General features: G+C 55.3%; 14 protein-coding genes, 2 tRNA genes and 1 pseudogene. 11 read left to right on the top strand and 6 right to left on the bottom strand.

Features of this window, described 5'->3' with window-relative positions; genetic code table 11:
• Window positions 1-284 precede the first annotated feature (284 nt).
• Window positions 285-361 (bottom strand) — tRNA-Ile (locus tag CDUR_RS09490).
• A gap of 132 nt (window positions 362-493) precedes the next feature.
• Between CDUR_RS09490 and CDUR_RS09485 the strand changes: the two genes are divergently transcribed.
• The 4 genes from CDUR_RS09485 to CDUR_RS09470 all read left to right on the top strand — a co-directional run bounded on the left by CDUR_RS09485 (window position 494) and on the right by CDUR_RS09470 (window position 3731).
• A tRNA-Asn gene (locus tag CDUR_RS09485) sits at window positions 494-566 on the top strand.
• 264 nt (window positions 567-830) lie between these two features.
• Window positions 831-1748: a virulence RhuM family protein/type II toxin-antitoxin system death-on-curing family toxin gene (locus tag CDUR_RS09480; RefSeq protein ID WP_179418016.1), complete on the top strand. Its 918-nt coding sequence runs from the start codon at window positions 831-833 to the stop codon at window positions 1746-1748.
• Window positions 1749-1839: 91 nt separating this feature from the next.
• Entirely contained in the window at window positions 1840-2565 is a 726-nt protein-coding gene (locus tag CDUR_RS09475) for a hypothetical protein (RefSeq protein ID WP_179418015.1), read from the top strand.
• A 242-nt stretch (window positions 2566-2807) separates the two neighbouring features.
• On the top strand, window positions 2808-3731 hold the full coding sequence (locus CDUR_RS09470) for a trypsin-like serine peptidase (protein WP_155862225.1): 924 nt from the start codon (window positions 2808-2810) through the stop codon (window positions 3729-3731).
• A 26-nt stretch (window positions 3732-3757) separates the two neighbouring features.
• On the opposite strand, the gene CDUR_RS09465 is transcribed toward CDUR_RS09470, so the two are convergent.
• The 4 genes from CDUR_RS09465 to CDUR_RS09450 form a co-directional block, all read right to left on the bottom strand.
• Window positions 3758-4252 carry a GtrA family protein gene (locus CDUR_RS09465; protein WP_179418014.1) on the bottom strand — a complete coding sequence of 165 codons (495 nt, stop codon included), beginning with the start codon at window positions 4250-4252 and terminating at the stop codon, window positions 3758-3760.
• Window positions 4253-4295: 43 nt separating this feature from the next.
• Window positions 4296-5450, bottom strand: a complete 1155-nt coding sequence (locus tag CDUR_RS09460; RefSeq protein ID WP_179418013.1) for an ATP-binding protein — start codon at window positions 5448-5450, stop codon at window positions 4296-4298.
• A gap of 222 nt (window positions 5451-5672) precedes the next feature.
• Window positions 5673-7742, bottom strand: coding sequence for a ligand-binding sensor domain-containing protein (locus tag CDUR_RS09455; protein WP_179418012.1), 2070 nt, complete (start codon window positions 7740-7742; stop codon window positions 5673-5675).
• Between the two features lie 193 nt (window positions 7743-7935).
• Window positions 7936-8391 carry a hypothetical protein gene (locus tag CDUR_RS09450; RefSeq protein WP_179418011.1) on the bottom strand — a complete coding sequence of 152 codons (456 nt, stop codon included), beginning with the start codon at window positions 8389-8391 and terminating at the stop codon, window positions 7936-7938.
• A 45-nt stretch (window positions 8392-8436) separates the two neighbouring features.
• Here CDUR_RS09450 and CDUR_RS09445 point away from each other — a divergent pair, with 45 nt between their 5' ends.
• The 6 genes and pseudogenes from CDUR_RS09445 (at window position 8437) to CDUR_RS12935 (ending at window position 13816) form a co-directional block, all read left to right on the top strand.
• Window positions 8437-9834 carry an LssY C-terminal domain-containing protein gene (locus CDUR_RS09445; RefSeq protein ID WP_179418010.1) on the top strand — a complete coding sequence of 466 codons (1398 nt, stop codon included), beginning with the start codon at window positions 8437-8439 and terminating at the stop codon, window positions 9832-9834.
• A gap of 67 nt (window positions 9835-9901) precedes the next feature.
• Window positions 9902-10579, top strand: a complete 678-nt coding sequence (locus CDUR_RS09440) for a trimeric intracellular cation channel family protein (RefSeq protein ID WP_179418009.1) — start codon at window positions 9902-9904, stop codon at window positions 10577-10579.
• 83 nt (window positions 10580-10662) lie between these two features.
• Window positions 10663-11955: a dicarboxylate/amino acid:cation symporter gene (locus CDUR_RS09435; protein WP_179418008.1), complete on the top strand. Its 1293-nt coding sequence runs from the start codon at window positions 10663-10665 to the stop codon at window positions 11953-11955.
• Between the two features lie 116 nt (window positions 11956-12071).
• Window positions 12072-12476, top strand: a complete 405-nt coding sequence (locus CDUR_RS09430; protein ID WP_179418007.1) for a DUF5360 family protein — start codon at window positions 12072-12074, stop codon at window positions 12474-12476.
• 77 nt (window positions 12477-12553) lie between these two features.
• Window positions 12554-13459, top strand: a pseudogene (gene glsA, locus CDUR_RS09425) (glutaminase A); the annotation flags it as partial.
• On the top strand, window positions 13457-13816 hold the full coding sequence (locus tag CDUR_RS12935; protein ID WP_325064671.1) for an STAS domain-containing protein: 360 nt from the start codon (window positions 13457-13459) through the stop codon (window positions 13814-13816). The pseudogene glsA and the gene CDUR_RS12935, both read left to right, overlap by 3 nt.
• Here the strand turns inward: CDUR_RS12935 and CDUR_RS09420 are convergent.
• A complete protein-coding gene (locus CDUR_RS09420) occupies window positions 13797-14999 on the bottom strand; it encodes an alpha/beta fold hydrolase (protein ID WP_179418006.1) in 1203 nt (400 codons plus the stop codon). The two genes, CDUR_RS12935 and CDUR_RS09420, sit on opposite strands and share 20 nt — an antisense overlap.
• A gap of 57 nt (window positions 15000-15056) precedes the next feature.
• Between CDUR_RS09420 and CDUR_RS09415 the strand changes: the two genes are divergently transcribed.
• Window positions 15057-15878, top strand: a complete 822-nt coding sequence (locus CDUR_RS09415) for a serine hydrolase domain-containing protein (protein ID WP_179418005.1) — start codon at window positions 15057-15059, stop codon at window positions 15876-15878.
• Window positions 15879-16112 lie beyond the last annotated feature (234 nt).

The raw sequence follows: 16112 nt of genomic DNA, 5'->3' as shown, positions 1-16112 counted from the left end.
GATGTGTCTCCTTGTCTTATCGTGCTGTGTGTTAACACCCACCTTGCTGCTTGAAGATTTTGCCTGAATGCTCACCAGTAGTACATATTTCCCGCCACTCCAATGGCAACTTCCGGCGGCGGTGAGTCGGTAGGGCCGTCGTCTAGCGCTTGACAGGTTGTCCGGTGAGTTGTGTGGGGCGCACATAGGCCCCCAAGGTCCCACACAACTATCGTGTGGGTTGCTCACATAAAACATCCCCACCAGTCATAAGAAGATTGATGGGGTGCTTCATGCGCATACTGTGGTGGGCCCAGCGGGGCTCGAACCCGCGACCAACGGATTATGAGTCCGCGGCTCTAACCGACTGAGCTATAGGCCCGAAAACATTTAAGCACATTGTGGCGCATGATTCACAACCTACCCCTATCCGCCCGCTTCATCCGCTGTGACCTGCTGATTTGCCTTGTCTTCGCTTCCGGAATATAGTTACTTCTCGTTGCTAGCAACACATTCCCCCATAGCTCAATTGGCAGAGCATTCGACTGTTAATCGAAGGGTTACTGGTTCGAGTCCAGTTGGGGGAGCAGGAAGCCCCAGGCAGAAGCCATGGGGTTGTTTTTGTTTCTGCTTATCGACGCCCCGCCACTGCTGTTAGTGCGCCCATGTGGTGTCTCTGGCTTCCGTGGGGTGATGCTGGGTGGGGTCTGGGCGGTGCTATTTTTAGCTTTGCGATAGCTTTTTCGCTTTTTCTTTTAGTGAAAATAAAGTTTTACTCCAAATAAAACAGGTAATCGAATTAGACGTTTAAAATCATTTCTTTTCTATTTGTATTGTGCCACTATGGCGCTATGAGTGAAAAAGAGACGGAGAAGTCGATCATCATCTATCGGCCTGTTGAGGGTCAGGCAGGTATCGATGTACGTGTGGAAAGTGAGACGGTGTGGCTGAGCCAGCGGCAGATGGCAGCGTTGTTTGAGACATCTCGCACGAACATCGTTGAGCAGCTGGGGCACATCTATGCTGAGGGAGAGCTGGAAAAAGAGACAACCTGTCGGGATTTCCGACAGGTTCGTCAAGAAGGTAAGAGGCAGGTCAATCGGCTGGTCACACACTACAACCTTGACGCCATCATCTCTGTGGGCTATCGGGTCAACTCGATCACGATCACGCAGTTTCGTATCTGGGCGGCTAAACTTTTGCGGGAACGCCTGGTGCAGAAATGCAGCGTCAATCAAAACCGTCTTGAAAGTGAGGTTGGACTTGGGGAAGTGTTAACTTACTATCTCCCAAGTTTGCGGCTTCTTAGAGACTACGACGACGGAGTTATTACCCAGCAATCTGAGGGGCGATCGCCACTTTGGGAGCTTGGGCATGAGGACGCTCAGGCAATCATCGCTCGTTTGCGCGAGGAATTCCCCGACGACACACTACTCGGCGTAGAGAACGACGATGGACTGCAATCGGTAGTGGCAACGATCTATCAGAGTTTTGCTGGACAAGATTTGTACCCCACCCTGGAGGAGAAAGCTGCTAATCTGCTGTATCTTGTGGTGAAGGATCACCCACTTGCAGACGGGAATAAACGAAGCGCAGCGGCGCTTTTTGTAGAGTTTCTGGATCGTAACGCAGCGTTGTATCAAGCCGACGGCACGGCAAGGGTGTCCAACAATGCATTAGCAGCAATGACCTTGATGGTCGCCATGAGTAGTCCGCAGGAAAAGGATCTCATGGTAGCGCTGATACAACGCATGATTAACACCGCATAGCGGCAATGCGTTGATGGCTTACCCAGGCCCCACGCATCTGTTTTCCGTCGGACGGTTCCTATGATGGATAGGTGTGGGGTTGAATAAATGTATGCCCAGGTTTTCCATCGTCCTAGTCGCCGCAGGTGCAGCGCTCATGGCGTGGGCGAGTTTGCATATGGCTAAACAAGGAAGCAGCGTACTTGTTGTCATCCTGTTCGCAGTGGGTGCTTTGGATTTGGTGCTTGGCACAATCATCGAGGTTCGTCACGCAAGCGGCTTTGCTTCACATGAGCCAACCATATGGACCTGGATTTTCGTTGGGCTTGCTGCGGCACTTATTGCGTGGTCGCTGTTATTTGGACAACACATACAAACGTTATCGTCTGGGGCGGCGGCGTGTGCTTTCTTATCGGTGTTGGTAACCCGAGGGGATGCTTGCTCGGAATCGGCGCAGCCAATGACTACCCCTAACAAGCCTTCTGAACAGCACAGCACTGACACACCAGTCACGCCGATCACCTGCGATCTCCGCCCGTCGGTTATTGCGTGGCCGTTTCATTCTGTTTTTACACGGCCGTATGTGCGGATTGATGAGGACGTAGCCCACACATCCTGGGGACGTAGTACAATCACGCTTCCGACAAGCAGATTCCAGCAACCCAACTCGGGCATTCCCAACGCAACAGTGTCTGTTGGCTTTTCTTATCGCTGGCTTCTGCATCAACGATTGGGGGAGGCTCATGTCGCGATTCCTCAACCCGCCTTCACATATATCCGCGCGCGTCTGGGGCCGTTTAATTCGTCCCCATTTCGTATCCATGAGGTGCGTTCTTAGTCCCACCCCACTCCACACAACAAACCTCACAATACCCCCACACCTGACAAATACCTTGCCGCCACAGTAACTTTTCCTGAAATGCGTTCCATCGCGGCGTCGATACGCATTTTGCTACCTAAGTCGCCAACCTAAACAATTATCGATTATGATACTTTGTGCATGTTCTTGTGGTGACCTGCATTTATGTAAAAATTTTCATAATTGTTCACTTTGTAGTTTTGCCGATCTAAGATAGGAACGTGAAAAATAAGACTCTCCGATGTATGTTGTCGTGTGTCGGCACGCTTGCGCTTTTTGTTTCTGCTGTGACCCCTATTTCAACAGTCACTGCCCCTGTCGCAGAGGCTGCACCGCAGACTCGTCAGCTCATCACCCCCATTGGTTACAAAATGGTGAATGGTAAGCAGGATCGAGAAAACCCGTTGAGCGCACCTGATTTGCTGGTTGATCCGGGTTATTCTGAGACTCGCCCGAATTTCGGTGATCAGGAAAATAATGAAGATGTCATTGGCACGGATGATCGCTATGAGGTGAAGGACGCCACTCAATACCCCTACCGGTGGGTCGGTACTCTCACGTTTACCCTGGAATCGGGGAAACGCGTGTCCTGCACTGGTTCGTTGATTGGTCCTGATTCTGTTGTCACGTCAGGGCATTGTTTGAGTGATAAGTTCACGGACATGACGTTCAGCCCAGGTCAGAACGGCGATTCTAAACCGTTCGGCACCGCCAATGTCACCCAAGTGTGGATGGATGAGAATAAGCGTTCTGAACAGGACATTGAACGCGATTGGGCTGTGGCGAAGTTGGATCAGCCTTTGGGCAATAAGGCTGGTTGGTTTGGCATGAAGTCCGCCGACAATGAATCCCTCTATGGAAAGTCAACCACGATTATCGGCTATCCGGTGGATAAAGAGAAGAACACGATGTGGGTTGGTCACGGTCGAATCTTCAGCGAGGAACGCGGCTTGTTCTACCACGACACGGACACCTACTATGGCAATTCAGGTTCGTCAGTGCTGGATGAACGGGGAACTATTTATGGCATTCACTATGGTGGCAATGCACAATCGGCGGTGTCAACGCGCATAACGCACAACATTTTCAATGTGTTGGCAAATATCACTAACCGTTCTGCAGAGGATCTGGCGCAATCGCGATAGCGCAATCCTGGTAACGCTCCTGCGGCCTAGTGTGTACGTTCGGTCTCTTCTGTATTCCGAGGCTCCGCTTGTTTACCGTCCGTATTCGCAGCCCGGAACACCCACAGGTTTTGGATGCTGAAGTTCAGGATTGTTGCCGCAGCTTGGGAGATCACCCAGGAGATAGTCAGTACTTGCGGCACATCGGCCATGGTGTGTCGCACAATCATATCCACGAACACGGCGGTACAGAAGCACACAATGTAGGAGATGGTGGCCCGAGTCTTCTCCGCAGCGGAACGGTCACCCTTGAAGGTGAAAAAGCTGTTGAGATAGTAGGCTACGGTGCTGCCCACGATGTAGCTGGACCCGCGAGCGATAAACGCCGGAACACCGAAATGCAGCAGGATGAACCGCGTCCCGTAGTCGAAAATCGCGCCGACAACACCAACAAGAGTGAAGTTGATGCCTTTTTTTAGCAAGTTACGAAACTGCACCTCAACCGCTTTCTGTCGCTCACTTTTCCAGACATGATCATACATGGAACCCCCGCGTATCGACGCCTCGTTTTCCTCACATCCCAGCTCAGGGCATCTGCTTAAACGGATAACTGCTGTCCGGCAGGCGTAGGTATTCCTTGAAGTAGGGGAGCCGAAACCGCACTTCTCCGCGCCCTGACGCGTCAATGACTTCTTTGCGGAGGAGCCTGGAGCGCACATCCGACATTGACGTCACAGGCTTACCTAGGATGCGTGCAATGTCGGCGATGTCAGCGTGGTTGTTTTCGCCCATGGCTTCGGCCATTGCCTCAACAAAGCGTGTTTCGGACTGGGTTAAGTATGTGAGTTCCGGTTGGTGTACCTGCAAGCCAAGCGAGTTGATTGCTGTTGCCTTCGTCTCTTCAATGTGTTCGTCACGTATCTGCGTGGCGTGTGCGCTGCGGGCTTTTGCCCAAGATAAGGAGCCGATGAGCTGCACAAGGTAGGGATGCCCCTGGGCGAAGTTGGCTGCGTTAGCGGCGGCGGCCGGGTCCATTGTTACGGCGGATTCATCAGCGGTTGTGATGAGCAGGTCACGCGCCTCGTCAAAACTTAATGGCTGTAGTTCGACTCTCACGCCACGCCTGATGAAGGTTGTTCCGGGGTGCTGCAGCAGATTATCGACGCCGTGACTGAGCCCGGCCACAATAAAGCTGATGTCGATGCCGTCCCTGATGAGGTCCTGGTAGGCCGTCGCAATGATAGCTAGGTCGTCAGGATTGGCGTGTTGGACCTCATCAATAGAGATCACTATTCCTGTCCCGTGTGGCTGCAGTAGTCCAGCGAGTTTCCGTAGTTGGCTGTTCAGCGTTGGGGTAGGACGGGGATCGTCATTCACAGTGGTTTGTATTGCGCCAATGCCTGCGATGGTCGCGCCAGTGATTGTGCGTTTTGCAGGTGGAGATTGCTCATGAATGACCGTGGGGATTGTACTTTCAACAAGCGTGGCGATGGGATCTTTGTCGGTGGAGTGTGCACGGAGAGTAACCCATCCTTGCTGGCGGGCGAGCTCTTCCAGCTCATTGACTAGCGCGGTTTTGCCAATTCCTCGAAGTCCGCTGATCACTAATGTCCGTGCTTGATTGCCGGCGAAGGAATGGAGCGATGCTGCGTATGTGTCCATGATCGTGGATCGGCCTGCCCATACGCGTGGTGCGATGCCAAAAGCTGGGCGGAATGGGTTCCTACGTACGTCGTCCATGCCTGCAGGATACCGCCCGCGCTTCGATAAAGTCGATATTTCCGATAAATAGCTTGTCGCCCGATAAACCCGATATTTCCGATAAAACCTACAGTGATGCCCTCCCAACAGCTAGTGCCCCTGGTGAATGCACATCACCAGGTCGTACGACTAATCGACCTGTGAGCGGCGTCGTGATGTGCATTCACCAGGGGCACCAACTGCCCAAGGAGGAGGTGCAACCTACTTAGTTACTGTGATCTTGTAAATGTTTGGTCGCTTGGAGTAGTAGAGGTTGCCATCCTTGTCCAATGTCAGTGAGTCAGGGTTTGCTTCCTTATTCGGATCCGTTGACACTAGTTCGGCCCGATCCTTAAAGTCACCCGCGTTGACGGCTAGAACTTTGTTTCCGGTCGCGGTGTAGAGAATCCCGTCTTTGTAGTGCAACTGGCTGCGGTTGGCATCTGGCGTTATTACGTCGTCAGAGCTTCGTACACTTTCCAAAGTGGTGGGATTGAACTCATGGATGTGTTTTCCTGCAACGCCATAGAGTTTGCCACTGTCGTCGAAGGTGAGAGCGTTGATAGCGGTGGGGGTTCCGGGGATGGTGGCTACTTTTTCGATCTGCTTGCTTTTCACGTTGTAGACGAAAAGCTTTGCTTCGGAGGCTTTTGGTTGGACGCCAAGGCCGCCACGAATGGAGGTTCCCACGTAGAGTTTGTCGTCACGGTAGGCCATGGACACGGGGGAAAGGTTGCGGAGTTCGGCGGGTCCGCTGTCATTCATGACAATGGGGTTGTCTTCAAATGCTCCAGTTTGTGGATTAAAGATAACCAATGCCCCGCCAACTTTGTCTTTATTAGGCACTGTGCCGACAGCGACGCGGTTATTGTCGATGGCGGTCATGGTGTAGGGCCTGTCTTGTTCACGTGTGCCTTCGGGAAGAGCTGAATCAACTGCCTTATCTTGCACAGTCCACTGACCGCTCCCAGGATCGAAGACGCTGAGCCGGGCACTAGGGTAGATGCCTGCCACGAGCTTGTTTCCCACGTTGGCAAAGCCCTCGACTTGGCCAGTAGGCATGTCGTTAAGCAGCTCGGCCTTGGGAGTGCCGCTGGTGGTGATTTTCAGCATCTGGGTTCCGCTCATGTAGAACCCACCGTAAATGTTGCCGTCTGGGCCGGTAGTCAGGGTTTGAATTCCGCGTTCACTGCCCTTGAGGGTGCCTGCGGGGACGTTGCTCACATTTCCAGAGTCGTACACCGTCATGGCACCGCTGTTCATGTCGTTGGTGAGCAGAACATTGTCGGTGGCCCAGCTGTTGCGCCCGAGCCTAGGCGCAAGTTGACCGTTGGGGTTCAGATCCTTGGTGGACTTGGTGCCGGGGTCGTATTCGCGGAGTATGCCGCCTTTGCTTCCAGAGTTGTAGATGTAGTAGACCTTGGATTTTTCTCCTGCACGTTTGATTGTCCGGCTGCTCCAGGTCTGGAGCGTGTCGCTCACCTTCCCGGTTGCTGCATCAATCACGCAGGTCCCGGTGCTATTGCATGCGTCTTTGCTATCCACCGTGGAGTACAGCCGACCGTCAAGCGCTTCGAGGTAGAGGATTTCGTGCGCCCCATTAACGGCACTATTTTCAAGCGGAACGGTGCGCTTCTCGCTGGGGTTTTTGGTGTTCACGGCGATGATTTCGGGCCGGGTTTGTCCCATCCCGATGTAGAGGGTGCCATTGTCGTAGGCAACGCTGCGTGCGGTGGTTTGGTCTGGGGAGATTTGCCCAAGGAGGTCGCCCCATTTGTCGCCGGTTGCTTTGCCGTCGTAGGTGAATACGCGGCCGCCCGCGCCCGTATTGTTGCTGAAGCTCGCGATGTAAACCTTGTCGTTGTCGTCTTTGGTGATGTCCCAGAAGAACTTCCCGTTTTCTTTGATTTTGTTGGTTTTGTACCCAGGCTGATCGTCAGAAGACAGTTTCTTCACCTGGTAGTTCTGCGGGTCAACATCATAAAGCCCTGCGTTGCTGGTCGCGATCATAACGTGCCCGTTGGAAAGCGTCACATACCCCCAGGCGTGGACTTCTTCACCGGCGTCTCGTGCGGAGTCGTCAAGCACGTGGCTGGCTATGTTAGCCCTAGTTTTTAGGTCGATGATGTTGAGTACGCCACCCGCGCCGCCACTGACCACCACTCCGATGGGTGTTCCGGCACCGTTAACGGTGGTGCCCAGTGTTGTGGTGTTGGGGAGCGGTGCCGCACCAAGATCGATTTTCTCTTCCGTATGTGTGATGGTCAGCGCCTGCACTGCGGGTGCAGTCATTATTCCCCCGAGCCCCAGTAGTGCGGTTGCCAGAATTGCCCTGATTCGCTTCATTGTTGCCTCTCGCGCGCGTGACGACGCCCCGAAAACCCATGCAGCGCCTCCACCACCGGCGTCACATCGTTTAGGTAGCACCTTATTATGTTGATACCTCAACTATACGCGAATGTGCGACCTAATGAAAGCATTATTTCTATACGCGGTTGTGCTGCTGCTTTCTGCGGCGCCCCCAGACGCCAATGCCATACATGCCTGCGAGGCATGCCCCAAAGATTGCAAGGCTGACCAGATTCCAATCGGCGGCGACGGGCGTGGGTTCGTTGGTGCGTGCGGCGTCGATACGCACATAATAAGACCACCAGAAGAACAGGCCGCTACTGAACCCGAGAAGGGCTAGAAGCATGATGGTCAGGATGCTAGCCCACGTGTGTCGGCCTGCCGCGATGATTGCGCCGCCGATAAGGATGAGTACGGGCAGGATGGCCAGCCAGTTGAAAAATAGGCACGCCACCAGCAGCGCAACCAAAAGAATCCAGGAGCCAGCTGCGGCACCCGCGCCTTTGGCTCCAAGGAGCAGGCCGCCTGCTTCTTGGCCGCCAATGCGCACAAATGTGGCGGTCTGGGATGTGTTTCTGCGACGGTTGCTCATGTGACCTACCGTACCCAACCTCGTCGCATCGTTAGACTGGCGGGCATGGTCAGATTTCGCCGGAACTGGAGGACCAAACCGCAGTATATTCATGTGTCGCCGAAGGTTCGTGAAGACCAGGTGCGTAGACCACGGGCGTCGATTATTCTTAACGCCGCTTTTTTCCTTATTGCCACTCTGCTTGCCGGGTGGCTGGCGTTGCTTCTGCTTACCGCATCATGGCGGATTGACTGGCAGCACCTTTTGTTGCTGATTCCGTTTTGGGTCGTTACTGCGTATTTGGTGCTTCCGCGCGTGCATATGATGCTGACGCAGATTTATGTGCCGGGCTATTTCATTGGGCGCGCCCGCACCTCGGATGGTTTGTTGGGTGATCCCATTAACTTGGCGTTTGACGGCACCGCGAAGGAAGTTCATCAGGCCATGACAAAGGCGGGATGGACGCTCGCTGACGATGTGACATTCACATCGTCGTGGGGAATTATTGTCAGTTCGCTGTTTCGTCGTAGTTACCCTGCGGCACCGGTGAGTCCGTTGTTGGTGTTTGGCCGTGTTCAATGCTTGGCCTATCAACAAGAGGTGGAGGATAACGCCTCCCAGCGCCACCATGTACGGTTGTGGCGCTGCCCGGATGGCTGGCTTTTGCCTGGTGGTAAGCGTGTGGATTGGATTGCGGCTGGCACCTACGACCGTTCGGTGGGGTTGTCACTGTTTACGCTGCAGGTGACGCACAAAATCGACGCAAATATTGATATTGAACGTGATTACATTGTGCATTCCCTGCAACATGCTAACCCGGAGGCAAAGGTGACTATAGTGGAGAATTTCTCCACTGGTTATCACTCGCGTAATGGTGGTGGGGACCGTGTGGCCACGGACGGTCATTTGCCGATTGTGGACCTCGACGCCGTGGCGCTTTCGCCAAATCTTGTTATTCCAGAGGGCGTGGAGCGCGCCGCGTACGGTTATTCGCGCAAAGAGCCGGGTGGCCCGGTGAAAATTGACCCGGATGCCGTGGATGATAATTACGTCCCTGTCCTGCATCGGCCGGTTACCTTGACTGCAGGTGTTGCGTGCGTCGTGTTGTTGGCGTTGTTCAGCTTTCGCAATGACGTGGTATCGGCGGTCGGTTTTTTCGAAGGAACGATGCCGTTCCCATGGGCATGGGCTGCCGTGGTTGCAGCGATTCCCAACGCGGTGTTGCTCGTGGGATGCTGGTTCACCTGGAAGGGCAGTAACCGCACGCGGCTGATTCTCATGGCGTTTGTGTTGCTGGAAGTGTTTAGCGATAGGCACTTGATCAGTACCAACCCTTCCGATATCCAGTATGTGCTGTTCAAAGACACATTGCCGCTGAATATCCTGGCGTTGCTGGCTTTGTCTAGTACGTCCGTGCAGCAGTGGGTGTACCGCAGGAGGACGCTGGTGCACGGGCAGTACTAGAACCCTGCGTGAACTCTGGGTGTACCTGTCTTGTGCAGCACCGTGGTGTCGTGGTCGGATTGCTGGTATGGCCACTGTTGATCCCACAATCCTGGCGTTGTATCAGACGTTGGATTTGATTGGTGTTGTGTTGAATGGCGCGATTGGGGGATCGATAGCCCGACAGCGCAATTTCGACATTATTGGTTTTGCCTTTTTGGCGTTGTTTTCGGCGCTGGGTGGGGGCATGCTTCGCGACACGTTGATGCAGCGTGGCACTCCCGCCGCCATTGCGGAGCCGATGTATATGGGCATGGCTATTTTGGGTGGGTTGTTGGCCATGGTGATCCATTTGAAAGGGCGCGCCTGGGAGCTGTTTCGGGTGCATGGGGATGCGATTATTTTGGGCGTATGGGCGGTAACCGGCACCACGAAGGCGCTCACCTACGGCATGCCGTGGGCATCGGCGATGTTTATGGGCATGTTAACGGCGGTGGGCGGTGGCATGATTCGCGACATCGCGACGGGAAGCATTCCATCAATTTTCGGCGGTAATACGCTGTACGCCACCCCGGCGATTTTCAGTTCAGCGATCATGGTGGGTTTTCACGCCGCAGGTCACGATGCCGTGGGCATGATCGCTGCCACAACCTTAGGTGCGGGTTTTGCCATTCTGGCGTATTGGCGGGGGTGGGTGCTGCCGACGGTTATCGAGCAGGAGCAAGCCCGGCGGCATCGAAAAGCGGGGAAAGGAAAACAACCCTAGACTGGGTAGTCTATTTTGTATGTACCGATCTTTCTATGTATGCTTCGCTCGTTGAATAAAAAATACGTGAAAGAAGGAACGCAATGAAGCTGCGTAGTTTTGGTGCGCAGGTCATTTATGGCCTGATTGTTGGTTTGGTGCTGGGGTTGGTGGCGCGCAATCTCGGCGAAGGTAGCTGGCTTGCGGTTGGTGTTGATGAGGTTGGTTCGGCCTACGTGAGCCTGCTCAAACTGCTGGTTCCCCCGCTGGTGGTCACCGCCGTTGTTACCTCCATCGCCAATCTGCGCCAAGTCACCAACGCCGCCCGCCTCGCCTGGCAAACCCTCCTCTGGTTCGCCATTACCGCGCTGGCATCCGTTTCTGCCGGCATCGTTGTCGGCTTGATCATTAACCCGGGAGTGGGCGCGGGTGTCGACGCCGCGGCGGCCAAGGCACCCTCCACCGTCGGCTCGTGGTGGGCCTTCCTGCAGGGATTGGTTCCCGACAACATTCTGGGCCTGAGTGTCAGCCTGAAGGAGTCCTCAGAGGGTGCGCTGGCCGCGACCCCGAGCTTTAACGTTCTTCAGCTACTGCTCATGTCCATTGCCTTTGGTATCGCAGCGATCAAGGTAGGTAAGCCCGCCGATCCGGTGCTGGCGTTTGCTGAATCCTTCCTGGCGATTATCCAGAAGGTGCTGTGGTGGATTATCCGACTCGCGCCGATCGGTACCGCAGCTCTCATCGCCCATGCCGTGGCCGAATACGGGTGGGGATCACTGGGGAGCCTGGGCAAGTTTGTCATCGCCATCTACATCGGCTTGGCGCTGGTCATCGGCGTGATCTACCCGCTGGTGCTGAAATTTAACGGCCTGAGCATTACGCAATTCTTCCGCAAAATATGGCCCGTCACTTCCCTGGGATTTGTTACCCGTTCCTCCATGGGTGTGATGCCGGTGACCGAGCAGACCGCAGAGAAGGAACTCGGCGTGCCACGCTCCTATGCGTCCTTTGCTGTGCCGCTGGGTGCCACCACCAAAATGGATGGCTGCGCTGCCGTCTACCCGGCGGTGGCGGCGATTTTCGTGGCGCAGTTCTACGGTGTTGACTTGAACATCACCGACTACCTGCTCATTGTGTTTGTCTCTGTGATTGGTTCCGCAGCGACGGCCGGCACCACCGGTGCGACCGTGATGCTCACACTCACGCTGTCCACCCTGGGGCTTCCGCTGGAAGGCGTCGGCTTATTGCTGGCAGTGGAGCCGATTGTGGATATGGGGCGCACAGCCGTGAACGTCACCGGTCAGGCACTCATTCCGCTGGTTGTGTCCAAGCGCGAGGGCATCCTGGAAACGGACACTTTCGCCGCACCCAAGAAAGAACCGGCGCTGGTGTCGTAGATGTGGGTGACTGGGTTTTCAGCTGTTCTTGCTTCAAAATCCCCAGTCCTTACTCACGCCCCACGATAGTATCTTTCTGTATAACGCCTAGAGAACGTCACAGGAAGGGCGCACCGATGAAAAGTTTTTCTAAGTCTTTGCTTGTTGTGGTTGACGCCGGATTGCTCCTCTATTGGTGCCTGGTCATCACGGATGTATTTCCCGAAAGCATGCGCTTTCGCGATTACAGTAACCAAGTCATCCAGGCCTGGAACTGGTCTTTCTTCCCGCTGGATGTTGCTGCTGCCTTGACGGTCTTTGTTGGTGCATTTTTGATAAAGCGTAATGTCGTGGCAGGCGATATCGTGCTGGTGCTTGGGTTGACGTTAACGTTCTGTGCGGGTTTTATGGCGATATCTTTTTGGGCGTTCTATGGCGATTTTGAGCCATTCTGGTGGGGAAGTAACGCGCTGCTCATGATTGTGCCGCTTGTTGTTTTTGCTGGCATGGTCTGTGAGCGCATGAAACCAGCGGCACAGTAGAAGCGGTGCGGTAGGGCAGTAGAAGCGCCCAACCCAACCTGCCACAACGCATCCTGGCGGTGTGATACACAGAGTGCATGAAATCGCCTATTCCTGATTATCTTGAAGAAGTCCTTGAGACGGTGCGGTTGGATCAGTCCGGGGAGCTTGCCAGCTATATTCCACAGCTGGCAACCGCTGACCCGGATCGTCTGGCCGCTGTGTTCGCCACTCTGGATGGTCAGGTGTATGGGGTGGGCGATGTTGACCATCAGTTTTCTATCCAGTCCATCTCTAAGCCTTTTGTGTATGCGCTCGCGTTGGCGGATCGTGGTTTTGATGACATGCTTTTCAAGGTAGATGTGGAGCCGTCGGGTGAGGCGTTTAACGAGTTGTCGTTGGAGGGGAATACGGGCCAACCTCGCAATCCGATGATTAATGCTGGCGCGATTACGATACATTCGCTGGTGGGTAGGCCAGACTCGACCCCGGAGGAGCGTTTTGAGCGCGTGATGTCTGGGTTGTCGGCTTTTGCTGGCCGTAGGCTTGAGGTGGATGAGGCGGTGTACACCTCGGAGATGGACCACGCGTACCGTAATATTGCCATCGCCTATATGCTGCGTAGCTACGATATTGTGCAAGAGAATCCGATTGCCGTGGTGGAGGGGTACACCAAGCAGTGCGCGTTATTGGTGTCTGCCCGGGATTTGGCTGTCATGGCGGTGACGTTGGCTAATCAGGGGTTGAATCCGGTGACGGGAGAGCAGGTTGTGCCGCCGGAGGTGATTCGTCAGGTGGTGACTGTCATGTCTACCTGCGGCATGTATGACTCCGCTGGGGACTGAGCCACCCAGGTGGGCATCCCAGCAAAGAGCGGTGTGGCTGGAGGCTTGATTGGCGTCCTGCCTAGTCAGGTGGGGCTGGCCACGTTTTCACCGCGTCTCGACGCCCACGGCAACAGCGTTCGTGGTATCGCACTGTTTGAGCGGATTTCGGAGGACATGGATTTGCATCTGATGGAGATGCCGCCGGTGTCTCAGGCGGTTGTCCGGTCCAATAGGGTGACGGGTGGCATCCGGGTTGTGGAGCTGCAGGGCGATATTCGTTTTGCTGGCGCTGAGCGGCTTATCCGTGAAATTGTGAGTACCGTCGCGGAGGAACCCAGCGTGGCCATTGATGTCAGCCGCGTGCATTCGCTGAATCCGGTGGCGTACCGGATGCTAATGGAGGTTATTCGGCGGTTGTCTCTGAATGGCTATACCGCCTACCTGATTGATCCCGAGGATGTGGTGCCCAACCCGGATCCTGGTGGCGGCGGCCATGTCACGGTGGTGCGTAGTCTTAATGAAATTCCTGTTTAAAGAACGCCACGATGTCAGGGACTGGCGTGAGTGCGGTTTCGCTATGTGCTGATTTTAGGGTGTCAGCCACGGGGTTGCGGGGATAGTCCACAAACCGCACAGTCCCGCCCTCGCGCTGCCAGTTTTCCCCGAGAGCGCGGCTGTCTTCCCATGAGACGAGAGGGTCGGACTGGTGATAGATCATGAGCACTGGGACCTGAGGAGCCCGCAACCCGATGCGCTGCCGTTGTATTTCTTTTTGCACGTCGGGGAGACGATTGACCAGGTCGAAGACTGATTCGCCGGTGGTGGTGAGGTCCCGAGTGTTGTGTTTGCCAATTACGGCGAACATGGCGGGCACACACATCGTGTCAGCCTTAGCGAGCAGGGCCTTGCCCTCTGGGGTGAACACGCGATCTATCTCGGCTTGGACTGCAGGGTACTGCCGGGAGAGCGTGTTCACGGCCATGAAGAGCATGCCCACTTCTTGTTTCCCGTCTACGTCCTGTGCCAGGTGGGGGAGGTTGTAGGGCGGCGCGGATAGCGCCGCAGCTTTGATGTTGAGCTTCGGGGCGTAGTGCGGTGCGTTTTCGGCCGCCCAGGCGCTGGCCCCTGCGCCTTGGGAATGCCCAGTGAGGGCGATGGGAGCGTGGGGTCTGTCGAGGAGGGAAAGTCCCGCAGTCGCGGCGTCGAGAAGCGCCTGCCCAGAGGCGACGTTGTCCATGTAAGAGTGCTGGTCGGGGGTGCCCAGGCCCGGGTGGTCCGGCACCACCACATCCCAGCCTTGTTCGAGCATGGAGTGGATGGCGTAGTACTGGGACGCCACGGCACTTTCGCCGGGATTGGTGGGGTCAATGTGGGTGCCCTGGGTGATGGTATGGGAGAAGGCGCAGGGGTCGTCGCCACCCTGGGTAAAGGGTGTGATAATCACCACAGGTCTTTCGCTGGTGTTATCCCACGGGCGTGTCGCACGGAAAAGAGTAGCTGTTGCGCTAATATCACGACCGAAGCTGTCGCGAGTGTCATAGGCGAACCATGTGGCATCACTCAGGTCGAAGGGAGTGTTGTCCACAAATGTGTGAAGTGGTCGGGTGTCTTGAACTGCCCCGCGACTCTGGGCATTGGCGGCGGTGGGCACGGTGATGGCGGTAACTGGCAGAAGGAGGGCGCAGATGCACACGCTTATAACTCGGCGAGAAGGCATGGTGCTACCTTTCGGGTTGTTGGTAAACCGCAATCTAGCAGCGATTAGCATGTAACCATGAATGAACTTGATGCATTGCAGCAATGGCCTGCGCATAATGTTGCGGCGGGTGTGGTGAACGGGGCTAACACGTCAACGACGGGTGATGTTCACCGCGTGTTTGAGCTGGCGTCCGTGACCAAGCCGATTGTCGCCTATGGGGTGTTGGTCGCGGTTGAAGAAGGCGTGTTTGATCTGGATACGCCGTTGGGGCCTGCGGGGTCGACTGTTCGGCACTTGCTCGCGCACGCCAGCGGGGTGGGGTTTGCCTCCCGCGAGCCTGAACGCGCGCCGGGGGAGAGGCGGATCTATTCTTCGGCCGGCTTTGAGATTCTTGCTGACGCCATTGGCGAGGAATCCGGCATCGATTTCCCCGATTACCTGCGAGAAGCCGTCTTTGATCCGCTGGGCATGCGCGACACGAACCTTTACGGCTCGGCGGGGCACGGCGCCACCTCTACCGTTCATGACCTGCTTCTTTTTGTCGCTGAGGTATTACAGCCCACGCTTCTCGACGCCCAGACCGTTGCCGATGCTGCCAGTGTTCAGTTTCCGGATCTTTCCGGTATTGTCCCTGGTTATGGCATGTTTAAGCCCTGTCCATGGGGCCTGGGCTTTGAGGTAAAAGGCTCGAAGGGGGCGTCGAGGGAGCATTGGACAGGCACCCTATTACCCCCGGACACGATTGGCCATTTTGGGCAGTCAGGGACTTTTTTGTGGGTTCATCGGCCTAGCATGCGCGCTATGGCGGTGCTCACGGATTATGCTTTTGGGACGTGGGCAAAACCATTGTGGTCTGAGACGAATGATGCGATCTGGAGGCGCATGAACGAGGGTTAAGTCGGGGCCTCAATCTAAAGTTGAGGTTTAATAAATGGGGGTGTCAAGTAGAGGTTGAGGGTTGCCTTGGGGGCGTGTTGTGCTGGAAACTGTGCAGTACCGCGAGGCCGTTGGGGAAGACGAACCTCGTCTTACACACCACTGTGTTTTTGGCTGTGTTATATAAGTACCTTATCCAGAGGGGTACTTGTATGAGCAATGCGCAAAAATGGTGTGTCAGTGCTGCCTTTACTC

The organism is Corynebacterium durum, from assembly GCF_030408675.1.
In the GTDB taxonomy this organism is placed as follows: domain Bacteria; phylum Actinomycetota; class Actinomycetes; order Mycobacteriales; family Mycobacteriaceae; genus Corynebacterium; species Corynebacterium durum.
The sequence above is the reverse complement of the archived record's forward strand: the minus strand, read 5'-3'. Positions and strand labels throughout refer to the sequence as shown.

What these genes read in the sequence shown, in the direction of transcription:
- CDUR_RS09480 (WP_179418016.1), top strand. Translation starts at nt 831, where the DNA reads ATGAGTGAAAAAGAGACGGAGAAGTCGATCATCATCTATCGGCCTGTT.
- CDUR_RS09475 (WP_179418015.1), top strand. Translation starts at nt 1,840, where the DNA reads ATGCCCAGGTTTTCCATCGTCCTAGTCGCCGCAGGTGCAGCGCTCATG.
- CDUR_RS09465 (WP_179418014.1), bottom strand. Translation starts at nt 4,252, where the DNA reads ATGTATGATCATGTCTGGAAAAGTGAGCGACAGAAAGCGGTTGAGGTG.
- CDUR_RS09460 (WP_179418013.1), bottom strand. Translation starts at nt 5,450, where the DNA reads ATGGACGACGTACGTAGGAACCCATTCCGCCCAGCTTTTGGCATCGCA.
- CDUR_RS09455 (WP_179418012.1), bottom strand. Translation starts at nt 7,742, where the DNA reads ATGACTGCACCCGCAGTGCAGGCGCTGACCATCACACATACGGAAGAG.
- CDUR_RS09450 (WP_179418011.1), bottom strand. Translation starts at nt 8,391, where the DNA reads ATGAGCAACCGTCGCAGAAACACATCCCAGACCGCCACATTTGTGCGC.
- CDUR_RS09445 (WP_179418010.1), top strand. Translation starts at nt 8,437, where the DNA reads ATGGTCAGATTTCGCCGGAACTGGAGGACCAAACCGCAGTATATTCAT.
- CDUR_RS09440 (WP_179418009.1), top strand. Translation starts at nt 9,902, where the DNA reads ATGGCCACTGTTGATCCCACAATCCTGGCGTTGTATCAGACGTTGGAT.
- CDUR_RS09435 (WP_179418008.1), top strand. Translation starts at nt 10,663, where the DNA reads ATGAAGCTGCGTAGTTTTGGTGCGCAGGTCATTTATGGCCTGATTGTT.
- CDUR_RS09430 (WP_179418007.1), top strand. Translation starts at nt 12,072, where the DNA reads ATGAAAAGTTTTTCTAAGTCTTTGCTTGTTGTGGTTGACGCCGGATTG.
- CDUR_RS12935 (WP_325064671.1), top strand. Translation starts at nt 13,457, where the DNA reads ATGGATTTGCATCTGATGGAGATGCCGCCGGTGTCTCAGGCGGTTGTC.
- CDUR_RS09420 (WP_179418006.1), bottom strand. Translation starts at nt 14,999, where the DNA reads ATGCCTTCTCGCCGAGTTATAAGCGTGTGCATCTGCGCCCTCCTTCTG.
- CDUR_RS09415 (WP_179418005.1), top strand. Translation starts at nt 15,057, where the DNA reads ATGAATGAACTTGATGCATTGCAGCAATGGCCTGCGCATAATGTTGCG.